17 protein-coding genes are annotated in these 17,296 nt (G+C 38.2%); 11 read left to right on the top strand and 6 right to left on the bottom strand.

Features of this window, described 5'->3' with window-relative positions; genetic code table 11:
• Window positions 1–11 precede the first annotated feature (11 nt).
• Complete coding sequence (locus P7V56_RS05230; protein WP_171222628.1) at window positions 12–2,162, bottom strand: S46 family peptidase; 2,151 nt, start codon at window positions 2,160–2,162, stop codon at window positions 12–14.
• A gap of 399 nt (window positions 2,163–2,561) precedes the next feature.
• On the opposite strand from P7V56_RS05230, the gene P7V56_RS05225 reads away from it, so the two are divergent.
• Window positions 2,562–2,789, top strand: a complete 228-nt coding sequence (locus tag P7V56_RS05225; RefSeq protein ID WP_171222627.1) for a hypothetical protein — start codon at window positions 2,562–2,564, stop codon at window positions 2,787–2,789.
• A 47-nt stretch (window positions 2,790–2,836) separates the two neighbouring features.
• On the opposite strand, the gene obgE is transcribed toward P7V56_RS05225, so the two are convergent.
• The 4 genes from obgE to hpt form a co-directional block, all read right to left on the bottom strand.
• Entirely contained in the window at window positions 2,837–3,871 is a 1,035-nt protein-coding gene (gene obgE / locus P7V56_RS05220) for a GTPase ObgE (protein WP_171222626.1), read from the bottom strand.
• A 70-nt stretch (window positions 3,872–3,941) separates the two neighbouring features.
• The gene (locus P7V56_RS05215; RefSeq protein ID WP_240976654.1) at window positions 3,942–5,168 is read right to left on the bottom strand and encodes a hemolysin family protein; all 1,227 of its coding nucleotides are present in this window, start codon (window positions 5,166–5,168) and stop codon (window positions 3,942–3,944) included.
• A 108-nt stretch (window positions 5,169–5,276) separates the two neighbouring features.
• Entirely contained in the window at window positions 5,277–5,849 is a 573-nt protein-coding gene (locus tag P7V56_RS05210; protein ID WP_171222624.1) for an adenylate kinase, read from the bottom strand.
• Window positions 5,850–5,885: 36 nt separating this feature from the next.
• Window positions 5,886–6,416, bottom strand: coding sequence for a hypoxanthine phosphoribosyltransferase (gene hpt, locus P7V56_RS05205; RefSeq protein WP_171222623.1), 531 nt, complete (start codon window positions 6,414–6,416; stop codon window positions 5,886–5,888).
• A 61-nt stretch (window positions 6,417–6,477) separates the two neighbouring features.
• On the opposite strand from hpt, the gene P7V56_RS05200 reads away from it, so the two are divergent.
• The 9 genes from P7V56_RS05200 (at window position 6,478) to P7V56_RS05160 (ending at window position 13,305) form a co-directional block, all read left to right on the top strand.
• A complete protein-coding gene (locus P7V56_RS05200) occupies window positions 6,478–7,047 on the top strand; it encodes a HEAT-like fold family protein (RefSeq protein ID WP_240976648.1) in 570 nt (189 codons plus the stop codon).
• A 45-nt stretch (window positions 7,048–7,092) separates the two neighbouring features.
• On the top strand, window positions 7,093–8,250 hold the full coding sequence (locus tag P7V56_RS05195; RefSeq protein ID WP_171222622.1) for a 5-(carboxyamino)imidazole ribonucleotide synthase: 1,158 nt from the start codon (window positions 7,093–7,095) through the stop codon (window positions 8,248–8,250).
• Between the two features lie 89 nt (window positions 8,251–8,339).
• The gene (gene purE / locus P7V56_RS05190) at window positions 8,340–8,825 is read left to right on the top strand and encodes a 5-(carboxyamino)imidazole ribonucleotide mutase (protein WP_171222621.1); all 486 of its coding nucleotides are present in this window, start codon (window positions 8,340–8,342) and stop codon (window positions 8,823–8,825) included.
• A 92-nt stretch (window positions 8,826–8,917) separates the two neighbouring features.
• A complete protein-coding gene (locus tag P7V56_RS05185; RefSeq protein ID WP_171222620.1) occupies window positions 8,918–10,942 on the top strand; it encodes a M3 family metallopeptidase in 2,025 nt (674 codons plus the stop codon).
• A 304-nt stretch (window positions 10,943–11,246) separates the two neighbouring features.
• Window positions 11,247–11,750 (top strand): GbsR/MarR family transcriptional regulator, encoded by a 504-nt coding sequence (locus P7V56_RS05180; RefSeq protein ID WP_171222619.1) that lies wholly within the window; start codon window positions 11,247–11,249, stop codon window positions 11,748–11,750.
• Between the two features lie 58 nt (window positions 11,751–11,808).
• Window positions 11,809–12,120, top strand: coding sequence for a hypothetical protein (locus tag P7V56_RS05175; protein WP_171222618.1), 312 nt, complete (start codon window positions 11,809–11,811; stop codon window positions 12,118–12,120).
• Window positions 12,121–12,122: 2 nt separating this feature from the next.
• On the top strand, window positions 12,123–12,563 hold the full coding sequence (locus P7V56_RS05170; protein ID WP_171222617.1) for a hypothetical protein: 441 nt from the start codon (window positions 12,123–12,125) through the stop codon (window positions 12,561–12,563).
• Window positions 12,564–12,567: 4 nt separating this feature from the next.
• Window positions 12,568–12,912, top strand: coding sequence for a hypothetical protein (locus P7V56_RS05165; RefSeq protein ID WP_171222616.1), 345 nt, complete (start codon window positions 12,568–12,570; stop codon window positions 12,910–12,912).
• 12 nt (window positions 12,913–12,924) lie between these two features.
• Window positions 12,925–13,305: a hypothetical protein gene (locus P7V56_RS05160; protein ID WP_171222615.1), complete on the top strand. Its 381-nt coding sequence runs from the start codon at window positions 12,925–12,927 to the stop codon at window positions 13,303–13,305.
• 52 nt (window positions 13,306–13,357) lie between these two features.
• Here P7V56_RS05160 and P7V56_RS05155 read toward each other — a convergent pair whose 3' ends face one another.
• Complete coding sequence (locus P7V56_RS05155; protein WP_171222614.1) at window positions 13,358–14,173, bottom strand: UbiA prenyltransferase family protein; 816 nt, start codon at window positions 14,171–14,173, stop codon at window positions 13,358–13,360.
• Window positions 14,174–14,352: 179 nt separating this feature from the next.
• Here P7V56_RS05155 and gcvP point away from each other — a divergent pair, with 179 nt between their 5' ends.
• Window positions 14,353–17,196: an aminomethyl-transferring glycine dehydrogenase gene (gcvP, locus tag P7V56_RS05150; RefSeq protein WP_171222613.1), complete on the top strand. Its 2,844-nt coding sequence runs from the start codon at window positions 14,353–14,355 to the stop codon at window positions 17,194–17,196.
• Window positions 17,197–17,296: the final 100 nt, after the last annotated feature.

Raw genomic sequence — 17,296 nt, 5'->3', positions numbered from 1 at the left:
GTTACTTCAGTTTATTTCACCAAAGTCATTTCGTCTACAATATGTTTGGCCCCTGAGAAATTCTCAATTACCCACAATACATAACGAATATCAACATTAATCGTTCTTTGCAATTTACTATCAAAGATAACGTCACCGGCCATTGCTTCGATGTTTCCGTCGAAAGCTAAACCAATTAATTCTCCTTTACCATTCAATACCGGTGAACCTGAATTACCTCCGGTAATATCATTATCAGTCAAGAAGTTTACGTGTAACGAACCGTCTTTGTCTGCATAACGACCGTAATCTCTGTTTTTGTTCATTTCCAATACTTTCAAAGGCAAGTCAAATTCTTGATCACCTTTTTTGTATTTCTTTACCTGACCGTCAAGCGTAGTGTAATTGTTGATTTTGGCGTCATTGCGTTTGTCAGCCGGTAACGAACGAACTTTTCCGTAAGTCAAACGCAAAGTAGAGTTAGCATCAGGATATTTAATAGTCCCGATTTTTGACTCTCTTAAACCTTCTACCAATAAACGGAATGAAGCACTGTAATCGTTTTGAGCTTTAGCAATTTCGTCTGATTTTGCTGAGAAGTGTGTCAACATATCATTAGACAATACATACAACGGATCATTGTCTAAAACACCTTGACTAGGAATCACTAAGAAAGCTTTGATTCTGTCTAATGAAGTAAAAATACTCATATCAAATGCTGCGTTCACATATTTAGCAAAATCATTATTGTTTTCGTCAGCAATCTTTTTAACAGATGGTGCAATCGCATATCCTGTTGATTTAGTAGCATACAATTTCAATTGAGCCGCTAAAATATCTTTCTCGGCAGGAATGTGCAATTCTTTGTACATTTCTGTTGCCATTTCTTCGATAGCCGGAGCCATTTGAGCTCGCTTAGTTGCATCGGCTTTTACATAAGCATCTAATTGTCTTCCTAACGTTCTACCAATTGTTCCGAATGTAGTAGTTCTGAACAATTGTTGCATGTAGTTATCGTGTCTTGACTTTTCGTTGGTCAAAGCATAAAACTTATTGATGTTGGCAATTACATTACCATATTTAGCTTTATTAGCCGGTTTGTTAGCCCAAGTATTGAACTTAGCTTCTTGTGCTGCTTTGGTCTTGGCGGTACCAAACTTAGTCAAAGCATCAATCATTCCTTGACGGTTTTTCCAATAGTTGGCTGTTGAAGCATATTTTGAAGCATAAACCAAGTTCAAAGCATCACTTTGATCCATATATTTTTTCATGTTGTCCATACCGGTTTTGGCACCTTCAACCCAAGCAGGATAAGCAAACTTTACGTTTTGCTCAATTCCGCCTGCCGGCATCCAACGGTTGGTTCTTCCCGGGTAACCTAAAATCATCGCATAATCATTTTCTTTTACACCATTGATATTTACCGGTAAATAGTGTTTAGGTTGTAAAGGCACGTTATTCTCTGAGTACTCAGCAGGATTGCCGTTTTTGTCAGCATACACTCGGAACATAGAGAAATCGGCAGTGTGACGTGGCCATTCCCAGTTGTCAGTATCACCACCATATTTACCCAAACTTTCAGGCGGCGTTCCTACCAAACGAACATCTTTGTAATCTTGATAAACAAAGTAGTAAAACTCATTGCCTTGGAAAAACGGACGAACAGAAACGGTATATTTTCCGCCTTCGTTATTTTCTTTTTCAATTTTAGCAATTTCGGCATTGATCGCTTTTTCTCTTTCAGCCTCGCTCATACTAGGATTTACGACTGCTAAAATACGTTTGGTACAGTCATCCATTCTTACGAAGAAACGAACGAACAAACTTGAAGGTTTGATTTCTGCTTTTCTGTTGGCTGCCCAAAAACCGTCTTTCAACAAGTTTTTCTCAGCTGTAGACAATTCTGCAATAGCATCATATCCGCAGTGGTGGTTGGTTAAAACCAAACCGTCTTTAGAAATGATTTCCGCCGTACAACCTCCGTTGAATTGCACGATGGCATCTTTCAAACTGTGGTTATTGATACTGTAAATCTCTTCGGCTGTCAATTGCAAGCCCATTTTTTGCATGTCTCTGTGGTTTAATCTTTCGATAAACATCAAAAACCACATTCCTTCGTCAGCTTTAACACTTGTCGGAACAAGCATAATAGCGGCAATCAAGGATAAAATAATTTTTTTCATTGTATTGATATAAGTTAATAGTTTGAATGTTAGTAGTCTATCTGAAAAAATAATTGTTACATCAAATAATCTAAAAACGTGTGCGAAGATACTTTTTTTTGTTAATTTAAGAGAACAACTTCAAATAAAACTATAACGTTTGAGTAAATTTTAACTTAATTTTTAGAATTAAAAAAAGCTACCCGTTTGGATAGCTTGTAAAATATCAGTTTTAACTTAAATACCGTGGCTATTCTCCGGCTCTTCGGTATTCACAATGAGCATTTCCCAAAGCTTGTACTTGAGTTCGGAGTATAGTCTCAATTTTTTTTTTATATTTATCAAATAATAATTTTGTTACAACAAAAAAGCCTAAATTAAATTTAAAAAATTGTTGTCAAAAATTTAAACTATATCGTTATGGAGGCTAATCAGACAGAAGGAAATAAATTTTTAGCATTTGTTAAGAAGGAAACTAGAAAACCCGCGTTTAGAAAGGCATTACTGATATTCTTTATCTGTACAATTCTGGGATTTGCAATAGGATTTATCTTTAATATGCTTCAGCTTGCCGCATCAGCAGGAATAGGATTTGGACTTATCTGGATGGGTGCTGCCTATTTCGGCCAAGATGAAAACGAGAAATAACATTAAAAAATCTCATCTCGTTTTTGAGAACGAGACGGGATTCTGTTTTATATTCCATGGCTGTTTTCAGGTTCTTCCAAATCAACATTGAGCATTTCCCAAAGCTTGTCTTTTAGCTCTGTCAATCCTTGATTGGCAATAGAAGAAATGAACAAATAAGGTAATCCTTTGAATTCTTTATCGAGTTGTTGTTTGAGCTCCGCTTTTAATTCATCATCCAACATATCACATTTAGAAATAACCAACAAACGGTCTTTATCTAACATCTCCGGATTGTAACGGCGTAATTCGTCTAATAAAATCTCGTACTCTTTTTTGATGTCATCCGCATCGGCCGGAACCAAAAACAATAGTGTTGAATTGCGCTCAATATGTCTCAAAAAGTAATGCCCTAAACCTTTTCCTTCGGCTGCACCTTCAATAATTCCCGGAATATCAGCCATTACAAAAGACTTGAATTCTCGGTAAGCAACGATTCCTAAATTTGGCTTCAAAGTGGTAAACGGATAATCGGCAATCTTGGGTTTGGCCGAAGTCAATACCGATAACAAAGTTGATTTTCCGGCATTGGGAAAACCTACTAAACCTACATCGGCTAGTACTTTCAACTCTAAAATCACATCCAACTCTTCTGCCGGCATTCCCGGTTGGGCATATCTTGGCGTTTGATTGGTAGAACTTCTGAAATGCCAGTTGCCTAAACCACCTTTTCCGCCTTTAATCAAAATTTTTTCTTCGCCGTGTTCAGTGATTTCAAATAAAATTTCTTCGGTTTCTTTATCTCGAACTACCGTTCCTAATGGTACTTCGATGATTTTATCTTCACCATCATGACCGGTACTGCGAGAACTTCCACCATCGCCACCGTGTCCGGCTTTGACATGACGTGCAAACTTTAGGTGAAATAATGTCCACAGACTTTTATTTCCTTTCAATATTATATGCCCACCGCGACCACCATCTCCGCCATCAGGACCGCCTTTTTCAATAAATTTTTCTCGGTGTAGATGCGAAGAACCTTTTCCTCCTTTTCCGGAAGAAACATAAATTTTTACGTAGTCTACAAAGTTACCTTCAGTCATTTTTTCTAGTGTTCAGTGTTCAGTGTTCAGTGCTCAGTAGTTTTGCCTACTGCCAACTGACCACTGTCAACTATTCTTTTATCGCTTTCACAAGCACTTTATCAATCTTCACGCCATCCATATCGATGACTTCCATTTCAAATTTGTTCCAAATCAGTTTTTCTCCTGTTTTGGGTATATTGCCTAATTCGGTCATGATTAAACCGCTTAAAGTTGTTACATCATAATCGTTTATCAACTCATCCATATCGAAATAAGTCAAGAAATCATGTAACGAATAATGGCCGTCAACCAACCAAGTGCCGTCTTCACGAGCGATTAATTTGAATTCATCTTCATAAAAATCGGCGGCATCACCTACCAAAGCTTCTAAAATATCATTCAAAGTAATAATCCCCTGAAAAACACCGTATTCATCTGTAACCAAAGCGTAATGCACTTTTGATTTTTTAAAATTCTCCAACGCTTTATAGGCCGAAGTATGTTCAATCAAATACACCGGATCTTTGGTGATGGTTTTTAAATTGAATTTGCCTTCTTTCTCAAAACTTGAGAACAAATCTTTCAGCAAAACCACGCCAACAACATCGTCTAAATTTTCGTTACAAACCGGATAAACCGAATGCAATTCGTCTAAAACTTTTGCTTTTAACTCTTCAATAGTATCTTCATACGACAGATATACTATCGACTTTCGGTGTGTCATCAACGAGTTGACTTTTCGGTCGCCGATGTGAAAAACACGTTCTACGATATCTTGCTCAATTTCCTGTACTTCACCGCCTTCGGTACCTTCTTTGATGATGGCTTTGATTTCCTCTTCGGTTACTTTGCCGTCGGCTGTAGGTTTGATTTTGAAAACATCCAAAATAAAATCGGTCGAAATGGTTAGCAACCATATAAAAGGCATGGTGATAACCGAAACCATTTTCATCGGAACAGCTACTGCTTTGGCTATGGCTTCCGGGTAATTCAACCCAATTCTTTTGGGTAATAATTCGCCTAAAACCAGAGAAAAAAACGTCAAAATTACCACCACTATTCCTACGGAAAGCGAATGAGAATAAGGCTTCAGCACTTCAAACCCTTCTACAAACAATTTGACATCTTCGGTGATTTTATCACCCGAATAAATACCGGTCAAAATCCCGATTAAAGTGATTCCGATTTGTACAGTCGATAAAAACTTGTTGGGCGAATTGGCCAAGTCTAAAGCGACTTTCGCATTGGTATTTCCTTTTTTGGCAGCCGTTTCCAATCGATTTTTACGGGCCGAAATCAAAGCGATTTCCGACATCGAAAAAACGCCGTTTAACAGGATTAAAAAAAGAATAATGAGTATTTCCATTGGAATTGGTTGTTGGTTTTCGTTGGTTAATTTTAACTACCAACCGTTAACCTTCAATTAAAATTTATCAAAAACGCTGGTTAGTCTTTCGGTTACTTCTTGTATGGTTCCGATACCGTTTACGGCGTGAAATTTCCCCTGTGCTTTGTAATAATCCATCAAAGGAGCTGTTTTTTCGTTGTATTCTTGGTAACGGTTGCGGATTTTTTCTTCATCTTGATCATCCGGTCGGCCTGAAGTCTTTCCTCTTTCCAACAAACGAGCTACTAAAATATTGTCATCCGCTTCTAAAGCTACAGTTGCGGTGATGTTTTGTCCTTTAGAGGCTAAAAATTGGTCCAAAGCTTCAGCTTGCGCGATAGTTCTTGGGAATCCATCAAATAAAAATCCGGCTGAATGCGGGTTTTTATCCACTTCGCTTTGCAACATTTGAATGGTCACTTCATCAGGCACCAAATCACCTTTATCCATAAAGGTTTTGGCCAATTGTCCTAACTCGGTGTCATTTTTAATATTGTATCTGAAAATATCTCCTGTAGAAAGATGGGTCAAATTGTATTTTTCTTTTAAAAATTCAGCTTGAGTACCTTTTCCGGCACCCGGTTTTCCGAAAAGAACGATGTTGATCATTGTAGTAGTTATGAGTTATAAATTATGAATTGTAAATTATTGCGCGAGTTGGTAAACGTCCGGTAAATTTCTACCCAAACCATCGTAGTCTAAACCATAGCCTACGATAAATTTATTTGGTATTCTAATCCCAACGTAATCAATTTTGATGTCTTTTTTATAAGCTTCCGGTTTGAAAAATAAAGTAGCAATTTTTAAGTGCTTCACTTTTTTCTCTTTAAAAATCGCTTTCAATTCTTCTACTGTATTGCCGGTATCCACGATGTCTTCCACAATCACCACCGTTCTGCCTTCTAAATCTTGGTTCAAACCTATTAACTGTTTAACTTCATTGGTGGTTTGTGTTCCTTCATACGAAGCCATTTTCACAAAACTCACCTCGCACATGCCGCGGTATTTTTTCATCAAATCGCTCAACACCATAAACGCACCATTTAAAACACCAACAAAAACCGGAACTTCATCAAAAAAATCATCGTCCATTTGCTTGGCCATATTCGCAATCGCAAAATCAATTTCTTCCGAAGAAATAAATGGCTCGAAGGTTTTATCGTGTAAGTGTATCATTTTGGTTTGAATTTTAAATAAGGTGCAAATTTAAAGAAGTATAAAGTATTAAAGACTAAGTATGGAGACTTTTTTGCAAAATAGATATATTTACCAAATGAATCCCGAATACTATACAACCATTGCCAATAGCACCGCGCATCGAAAAAGTAGAGATGACAACAAGAATTTCATTTTTACCCATCCCGAATATTTGAAAGATTTACTGCAAATAAGCTACAACACTACAGACAAAAACCACCACAAAGCCTGCTGGATTTTAGAATTGGTTTTTGAGGAAAAGATTGAACTTATCCAACCGCATTTAAATGATTTCTGCCAAAATTTAAGCCTTTATACTTCTGATTCTGCCATCCGTTCTTTGTCGAAAATTTGTTTGTTTTTGGCCCAAAGTAAAAAAATAATCTTAACCGAAACCCAAGAAGAAAAAATTACAGAAGCTTGTTTAGACTGGCTAATCCAAACCAAAAAAGCTGCCAATGCTGCTTATACCATGAGAGCTTTATACCATTTGGGCAAAAGACACTCTTGGATAAACGAAGAATTAAAACTCATTTTATCCCGAGAATTTGAAAACCAAACGCCTGGTTATCGCTTTGCCGTGAAAGACCTTTTAAAACGATTGCGTTAGTTTTATGGATTACTTATCTTTGCGCCAACAACTACAACCACAACAATGAACTATTTCTCTTCCGATTTTAAATTGGGCATCCTTGGTGGCGGACAATTAGGCAAAATGATTTTGGCCGAAACCCGAAAATTCGATATCCAAACGTATGTACTCGATTCAAGCGATGAAGCGCCAAGTCGTTTTGGTAGCCACGCTTTTTACAAAGGCAGCTTGATGGATTTTGATACCGTGTACCAATTTGGCAAAATGGTAAACTTGTTGACCATAGAAATTGAGAACGTGAATCTAGACGCTTTAGATAAATTGGAAGCCGAAGGTTTACCCGTTTTTCCTTCACCCAAAACGTTGCGAATGATTCAAAACAAAGGAAAACAAAAAGATTTTTACGTTGAAAATAATATCCCAACTTCACCGCACCAACGATTTGTGGACTTAAGTGATTTAAAAAAATCAATCGAAAAAGACGAATTAGATTTTCCTTTTGTGTGGAAATGTGCCCAATTTGGCTACGACGGTAATGGCGTAAAAATAGTACGCTCGGCTATTGATTTAATCAACTTACCCGACGTAGAATGCATTGCTGAGCAAATGGTACCGTTTAAAAATGAGTTAGCGGTTATTGTTGCCCGTTCGGTTTCAGGGGAAATCAAAACTTATCCCGTCGTGGAAATGGAATTCCATCCCGAAGCCAACCAAGTAGAATATGTCATTTGCCCGGCACGAATAGATGATAAAGTTGCTCAAAAAGCCACCGACATAGCTTTACAAGTATCTCAAGCCTTTAACCATGTAGGTTTGTTAGCCGTAGAAATGTTCCAAACGGCTAACGATGAAATTTTGGTGAATGAAGTCGCGCCAAGACCACACAATTCAGGTCATTACAGCATAGAAGCGAGTTATACTTCCCAGTTTGAAAATCATTTGCGAGCGATATTGAATTTGCCTTTAGGAAACACCGCTAGTAAAGTTGCCGGAATTATGGTAAATTTGGTCGGCGAAGAAGGTTTTTCAGGACAAGTGGTTTACGAAAACATCGAAAAAATCATGGCCATTGAAGGCGTAACGCCACACATTTACGGCAAACGCGAAACCCGTCCGTTCCGAAAAATGGGACACGTAACGATTGTCAATGAAGACATGACAGAAGCGAGAAAAATTGCGGAAGAAGTAAAGAATAGTATTAGAGTAATATCAATTATTTAATTTGGTTATTTGTTAATTTGGTTATTTGTTAACGATTCTACTTAAATCTTCAAATAAACAAATCCACAAATCCACAAATCCACAACATAATGAGCAAAGTAGCCATAATCATGGGTTCAAAATCGGATTTACCCGTAATGCAAGAAGCCATCGACATCCTTCAAGGATTTGACATACCAACCGAAGTCGATATCGTTTCGGCGCACCGAACGCCTGAGAAATTATTCGAGTTCAGCAAAAATGCTCACCATCGCGGAATTTCGGTGATTATAGCCGGTGCCGGCGGTGCTGCACACTTACCCGGAATGGTGGCTTCTATGAGTCCGTTACCGGTCATTGGTGTTCCGGTAAAATCGAGCAATTCTATCGACGGTTGGGATTCTGTCCTTTCGATTTTACAAATGCCTGGCGGTGTTCCTGTGGCAACAGTTGCCTTAAACGGAGCCAAAAATGCCGGAATTCTAGCCGCACAAATCATCGGAAGCCACGACAAATGCGTCTTGGACAAAATCATCTTTTACAAAGAAAGCTTGAAAGAAGCGGTGAACAAGTCATCGGATGAATTGAAAAAATAATAGCTTTATTTGGAGCTGTTTCCCGCTTTCCGCAGTATCTCTTCGAGGATACTTGCTGCAATCGGGGCTATAAAAACATTTAGAATATACACATGAAAATCTTAACCTCAACTTTTACCACCAAACACAATACGGCACCATTTTCGCAAATCAAAATCGAAGATTACCAACCTGCTTTTGAAGCCAACATCGCCAAAGCCAGAGCCGAAATTGACGCCATAACCCAAAATCCGGAAGCGCCGACTTTTGAAAACACCATCGAAGCGTTAGATTTTTCGGGACAAGAATTGGACAGATTGTCGTCTATTTTCTTCAACTTGAATTCGGCCGAAACTTGTGACGAAATGCAGAAAATCGCCCAAGAAGTTTCGCCTTTACTGACAGCGTTTGGCAATGACATTGCGCTGAACGAAGAATTATTCAAAAGGGTAAAAGCCGTTCACGATCAAAAAGACAACCTGAATTTAACCCCTGAGCAATCAACATTACTCGACAAAAAATACAAAAGTTTTGCCCGAAACGGAGCGCTGCTTTCCGAAGATAAAAAAACACGTTTACGCGAAATTGACGCCGATTTGGCCAAATTCAAACTGACTTTCGGTGAAAATGTTTTAGCGGAAACCAACAACTACAAATTACACATCTCCAACGAAGCCGATTTAAAAGGTTTACCGGATGGTGCCAAAGAAATGGCGCGTTCGTTAGCCAAAGCTGATGACTTAGACGGTTGGTTATTTACTTTAGATTTTCCAAGCTATTTGCCTTTTGTGACCTATGTCGACAACCGTGAATTGAGAAAAGAAATGGCCATAGCCGCCGGCAAAAAAGCGTTTCAGGAAAACGAATACGACAATCAGGAAAATGTAAAAACCATCGTGAAATTACGTCACGAAAGGGCGCAATTATTGGGTTACAACTCGCATTCGCATTTCGTTTTAGAAGAACGCATGGCGCAAAATCCGGAGAAAGTACAATCGTTTTTGAATGATTTATTGGAAAAAGCGAAACCGGCTGCGCAAAAAGAATTCGCCGAACTAACCGCATTCGCCAAAGAACTCGACGGATTGGAAAGTCTGGAAAAATGGGACGGCGCGTATTATTCAGAAAAATTGAAGCAAAAATTATTCAGCTTGGATGATGAGATTTTAAAACCGTATTTCAAACTCGAAAACGTTTTGAATGGTGCATTCACCGTGGCTGAAAAATTATTCGGCATCACATTTAAAGAAGTTTTTGACATTGATAAATACCATGACGATGTACAAACTTTTGAAGTGTTAGACTTTGAAGGCAAACTTGTTGCTGTCTTCTACTCCGACTTTTTCCCGAGAAAAGGCAAACGCAACGGCGCTTGGATGACTTCGTTCAAACCACAATATATTAGGAATGGTGTAAACGAAAGACCACATGTTTCTATCGTGTGCAATTTTACTCCACCAACCGAAACGAAGCCTTCACTCCTTACTTTTAACGAGGTAACGACTTTATTCCATGAATTCGGACACGCTTTACACGGCATGTTGGCCAATACTACTTATCCAAGTTTATCGGGAACCTCCGTTTACTGGGATTTTGTGGAATTGCCGAGTCAAGTGATGGAAAACTGGTGTTACGAACCGGAAGCGTTGGCTTTGTTTGCTAAGCATTATGAAACGGGAGCAATCATTCCGCAACAATATGTCGATAAAATCAAAGAAAGCGCGAGTTTCTTAGAAGGCATGGCTACGTTACGCCAATTGAGTTTTGGGCTATTAGACATGGCTTATCACGCCAAACCACAAACCATTGAGAACGTAAAAGCTTTTGAAAAAGCTGCGATGGACCACACTACTTTGTATCCTGATGTGGCCGAAAATTGCATGAGCGTTTCGTTTTCGCATATTTTTCAAGGCGGTTATTCTTCGGGGTATTACAGTTATAAATGGGCCGAAGTTTTGGATGCTGATGCTTTTGCGTATTTCCAAGAAAATGGGATTTTCAATACAGAAGTCGCTACCAAATTTAAAGACAACGTCCTTTCCAAAGGCGGCACCGAATTGCCGATGGAATTGTACAAACGTTTCCGCGGACAAGAACCGAAACCGGAAGCTTTGTTGAAACGAGCGGGATTGATTTAGATTATTAGACTAATTAGATTGTTAGAATACTAGAAACCGGAGTTAGGGCTTCGGTTTTTTTTATGCACAGACGATTGCGTTAGATTTGATATTAAGAGGAGGACAGCCAGTGGCTGTCAGGTATATTTTAGGTTATTTATGTTTGCGTTAGGGATTGCAGTGGCATCCTTTTTTGTATTTCATTTTCAAATGAAATACAAAAAAGATAGAACGGAAAGCCCGACCTGAAAGGGAACGCCCAAAAATTTAAAAATAAGTTTCATTTTTTATTGAAAGTTTAAAAACTTTTATTTACCTTTGAGTCATGGAATTCAGAGAAGCAAAAAATAAATTCGTACAAACCTGGGGCGCGTTAGGTTCACAATGGGGAATCAACAAAACCATGGCGCAAATTCACGCCTTGTTGATGGTGTCAAACGAAGCCGTTTCGATGGAAGACATTATGGAAGAATTGCAGATTTCTCGTGGCAATGCCAGTATGAACTTGAGAGCATTGATGGATTGGGGCATCGTTTACAAAGAGTACAAAACCGGCGAACGCAGAGAATATTTTACTGCCGAAAAAGACTTAGACGAATTGGCCGTAAAAATCTCCAAAGAGCGCAGCAAACGTGAAATCAAACCGGCTTTGAAAGTGTTGAAAGAAGTGTCTTCCATCGAAGCTGACGGAACTGCGGAGGAAAGACATTTTGTAGAGCAAACCACCAAATTGTATGATTTTGTTTTAAAAGCGGATAACGTTTTAGACAAAATGACCGAGTACAAAGACAATTGGTTGGCACAGATTTTATTGAAATTTATGAAATAGTAAAAAAATTTAATTAAAACTTTCATTTTTTTCTGAAAGTTTAAAATAAATGATAATAATGAAAGGATTAAAAGTTTTAAATACTATAGCATTAGCAATCCCGATTAGTTTTGCCTTATTATCTATTGTTGACGATGGTTTACTTATTGCAGCGGTTGTTTCAACTATGGCAACTGGATTTATTCAGCTAATGGCTAGTATCTACTTTTGGGTTGAATACCCGAAAAGCATACATATCAAAATCTATTTTTTCTTTGTGGGAACTTTCTTTTTTCTATTATTTACTAAACTAACTGATGATTGGTACTGGGTTATGCCACCAATACTTTGCTTGTATTTATCGGTATTAATTTACACTAAAAAAGAATAATCATGAACTTCACTATCCCAAACTGGCTCATTATTCTAAGCGGAATAGGCCAAATTTTTACCGCTATGATTTATCCTTATATCCGTCACCATGTTTTTGATTGGTATAACGATGTCAAACAACTCAAACCGCTCAATCAGGAAATTGCCAAAACTTATGGCAGATATATTCAAGGCTTGAATTTTTCTTTTGGTTTGATTGCTATTTTATTTACCAACGAATTGAAGGAACAATCTGCTTTAGCAGTAGCATTAACCGGATTGATTGCTATGTATTGGGTTGGAAAAGTCGCCACGCAAATCGCCTATTACCCAATGTATCAAATTCCGCAGAAAACGATTTTTAAAATTGGCAGTTATGGCATGAATACTTTGTTTGTACTGTTTGCTGTAGTGAATACTTTGCTTTTTATTCACAATTTAATCGGACATTTTAAACTTTAAAGTCATGAATCTCAACATCCTTGGCTACGCCATTTACTTGCTGATAACGATTTTCATCATCGTCAAAGTAGGCCGAATTTGCTACCAAAACGGCAATATTTATGTCGCCCAACTTATTCCAGACCACATGGATTTGTGTCATAAAATCAATCAAGTGTTGTTGTTAGGGTATTATCTGATGAACATTGGTTATTGTGCCATGACTTTAATTTCATGGGAAAAGATTATCGCATTCGACCAACTCATTGAAGTCATTGCCTTCAAATCGGCTATCATTATAGCAACGATTGCCTTGATGCATTACCTCAACATTTTCGTTCTTACCAAATACATTCAAAAATTAATTTAAATACTTATTATCATGGAAACCACAAAAATTTTAATCGGTTACGCAATCTACTTACCTATCGCTTTATTCCTTACTTACTATGTTTCTAGAACACTTTTCAAAAACAGTAAAATATACATGTTAGACATTTTTAAAGGTCGAGAAGAAATTGCGAATGCTACGAATAAACTCTTTGAAACCGGGTTTTATTTACTCAATCTTGGCTTTGCCTTAATGATTTTGGAAATGAATCTTTACAATGACAGTTATCAATTGCTAATCGAAAAACTGAGCTACAAAATTGGCGGTTTTACCATTTATCTCGGTTTGATGTTGTTCTTGAATTTATATTTCTTTTTTAGAGGAAAAAGAAAAGCCAGAGAAAATCAAACCCAACAAAATGCGATTGCCTAAACTTAAATATTCTTATTGAATCAATAAACCGGAGTTTAAGCTTCGGTTTTTTTTATTGAAATAAAAGAAGTAAAACCCACCACAAAACAGGAATGCTTTCAGCCCAAAAAGAAGAATAATACTTCGACCGGTTTTCATTGGAAAACAACAGAAAAAGCAACACCGATAAAGCAATTCCGGTTTTTAAAATCAGGGTTGTATAATTGAAATCGGCATACAAAAACTCTAATCCGACAAACACCAACATAAGTAACGACCCTAACTTTTTAGTTCGCTCAACGCCTATCTGTTGCGGCACGGTTTTTAAATGCGGATCGTCTTGCTTCAAATCAATGATTTCAAAAATCAATATCAAAACAAAAATCAAAATAAATCGCTGAATAGCCACCAAAAAAACATATGTGGTCAATGGAACTTCAGCATTAATAATCGGCAAAAACAAAGTCACGCCAACCCAACACAAAGCCACGATGTAAATCTTTACTCCGGCCCAATTTCGGGCATTCTTTTTATTGGGAAAGAACGGTAAAGTGTAAAGCAAAGTCAGAATCAAAAAAACAACCGCAATGATCTTGGTTTTTTGTGCCAATTGTAAAAAGAAAAATCCACAAGCCAATAATGATAGAAAACTCAAAACGGCTATCACTTTTAACTGCGTTCGCATCCGCAATTTTTGCGTTCGCGCCAAAGCATCGTACTTCACAAAATTATACCCGACAATCGTTCCGAAAAAAGCAAACGAAGCACAAGCTTCAATCATAGTAATTTGAAACAAAAAACCCGTCATTCGCACCAAAGCATAAACCGACAAAGCCACGTGAATACTGCTGTTGATGTAAAAGTCGAGAAGTCGTTTTAAAAATAGCATAGGCTAAAAGTAAGCAAAGTGTTAATAAGAAGCCTTTTCGGTTGAAAAATTGTCAAAATATTAGACTTTGTTTAGCACAAAATTAGAACATTAATAATTACTTTTGTTGGCGTTAAAAAGCAATCTCGTTTTCTAGCAAAACACACACAACTAAACACACTTATAGAACTTACAATTTAATGAGAACAGACGCATTTGCATTACGCCACATAGGTCCACGTGAGAGCGACCTAAACCACATGTTCAAAACTATCGGAGTCGAATCTTTTGACCAATTAATTTATGAAACCATACCGGATGATATTCGTTTGAAAAACGATTTGCAATTAGCCCCGGCAATGACCGAATATGAGTATTTAACGCACATTCAGGAATTGGGTAAAAAAAATAAAGTATTCAAATCATACATCGGTTTAGGTTATCACCCGACGATTGTTCCGGCGGTTATCCAAAGAAATATTTTTGAAAATCCGGGTTGGTACACGGCTTATACACCCTACCAAGCAGAAATTGCCCAAGGTCGTTTAGAAGCCATTTTGAATTTCCAAACCATGGTGATAGAACTAACCGGAATGGAAATTGCCAATGCTTCTTTGTTAGACGAAGGAACAGCAGCAGCAGAAGCCATGGCTTTGTTATTTGACGTTCGTTCTCGTGAACAAAAGAAAGACAACGTTTGTAAATTCTTCGTTTCAGAAGAAATATTACCCCAAACTTTATCGGTTTTACAAACCCGTTCTACGCCAATCGGTGTGGAATTGGTTGTTGGAAACCACGAAACTTTTGATTTCTCTTCTGACTTTTTCGGAGCGATTCTTCAATATCCGGGCAAATACGGTCAGGTAAATGATTATGCTGCCTTTATTGCCAAAGCGAATGAAAATGAAATCAAAGTAGCCGTGGCTGCCGATATTTTATCATTAGCCAAATTAACTTCTCCGGGAGAAATGGGCGCTGCTGTAGTAGTAGGAACGACCCAACGCTTTGGTATTCCAATGGGTTACGGCGGACCGCACGCAGCTTACTTTGCCACTAAAGAAGAATACAAACGCTCGATGCCGGGAAGAATTATCGGAGTTTCGATTGATGCTAACGGAAGACGTGCGTTGCGTATGGCTTTGGGAACTCGTGAGCAACACATCAAACGTGAAAAAGCTACTTCCAATATTTGTACGGCACAAGTTTTACTAGCCGTTATGGCCGGAATGTACGCCGTATACCACGGACCAAAAGGTTTGAAATACATTGCCAATAAAGTTCACGCTTCGGCAGTGACTTTGGCAGATGCTTTAAACAAATTAGGCGTTTACCAAACCAATACCGCTTTCTTTGATACGATTTCGGTAAAAGCGGATTCGGCTAAAGTAAAAGCAATTGCGGAAAAACACGAAGTAAACTTCTTTTATGTAGATAATGACACCATTTCAATTTCAATAAACGAAACAACCTCGTTGAGCGACTTGAACCAAGTCATCGCCATTTTTGCAGAAGCTACAGGTAAGGAAGCTTTCAAGGTTTCTGAATTAAGTTCAAACAACAATATCCCAACTTCTTTAGAAAGAACTTCAACTTTCTTGCAACATGAAGTGTTCAACAACCATCATTCTGAATCTCAGTTGATGCGTTATATCAAAAAATTAGAGCGCAAAGATTTGTCGTTAAATCACTCTATGATTTCCTTAGGTTCTTGTACGATGAAACTCAATGCAGCAGCTGAAATGTTACCTTTGTCTATGGCGAATTGGAACAGCATTCATCCATTTGCTCCTATCGAACAAGCAGAAGGTTATATCACGATGCTTAAAAAATTAGAGCAACAATTGAACGTGGTTACCGGTTTTGCCGGAACTACTTTGCAACCCAACTCCGGTGCGCAAGGCGAATATGCAGGTTTAATGGCGATTCGTGCTTACCACCAATCCCGCGGTGACAACCACAGAAATGTGTGTTTGATTCCATCCTCTGCTCATGGAACCAATCCTGCGTCGGCAGCGATGGCCGGCATGAAAATTATCGTAACCAAAACCATGGAAAACGGTAATATTGACGTAGAAGATTTAAGAGCAAGAGCGATTGAGCATAAAGATAATCTTTCTGCCCTGATGGTGACTTATCCATCAACGCACGGGGTTTTTGAAAGCGCTATTTGTGAAATTACTAAAATCATCCACGACAATGGTGGATTAGTTTATATGGATGGTGCCAATATGAATGCTCAGGTTGGTTTAACCAATCCGGCGACAATTGGTGCTGATGTTTGTCACTTAAACTTACACAAAACGTTCGCGATTCCTCACGGCGGTGGCGGACCTGGTGTTGGCCCAATTTGTGTTAACGAAAAATTAGTACCGTTTTTACCAAGCAATCCGATTGTAAAAGTGGGTGGAGACCAAGCGATTACTGCTATATCTGCGGCACCTTACGGTTCGGCCTTGGTGTGTTTGATTTCTTATGGTTACATCACGATGTTAGGGGCTGAAGGGTTGAAAAAATCTACAGAACACGCTATTTTGAATGCTAATTATATGAAAGCCCGTTTAGAAGCACATTATCCGGTTTTATATTCAGGAGAAATGGGACGCGCAGCTCATGAAATGATTTTAGATTGTCGTGCTTTCAAACAAAACGGCATAGAAGTTACTGATATTGCCAAGCGTTTGATGGATTACGGTTTCCACGCGCCAACAGTTTCTTTCCCGGTAGCCGGAACGTTAATGATAGAACCAACAGAATCTGAAGATTTAGCCGAGTTGGATCGTTTTTGTGACGCGATGATTTCAATCCGTAAAGAAATTGACGCGGCTTCGGCTGACGACACTAATAACGTTTTGAAAAATGCACCTCATACTCTAGCAATGCTAACGACTGATACTTGGACTTACCCTTACACGCGTGAGCAAGCGGCTTATCCATTGGATTATATTCACGAAAACAAATTCTGGCCAAGCGTTCGTCGTGTAGATGATGCTTATGGTGATAGAAACTTAGTTTGTTCTTGTGCGCCGATTGAGGCGTATATGTAATTCAAAGTACGAAGTTAGAAGTACGAAATACAAAGTAAAGAGTAATAGGTTTCAAGTTGTAAAATTTGGAACCTTTTCTTTTAACAGCTGATTTTAGTCA

Source organism: Flavobacterium sp. IMCC34852, assembly GCF_030643905.1.
GTDB classification, from domain to species: domain Bacteria; phylum Bacteroidota; class Bacteroidia; order Flavobacteriales; family Flavobacteriaceae; genus Flavobacterium; species Flavobacterium rivulicola.
Note: the sequence above shows the minus strand (reverse complement) of the source record. Positions and strands in the feature narration are given on the sequence as shown.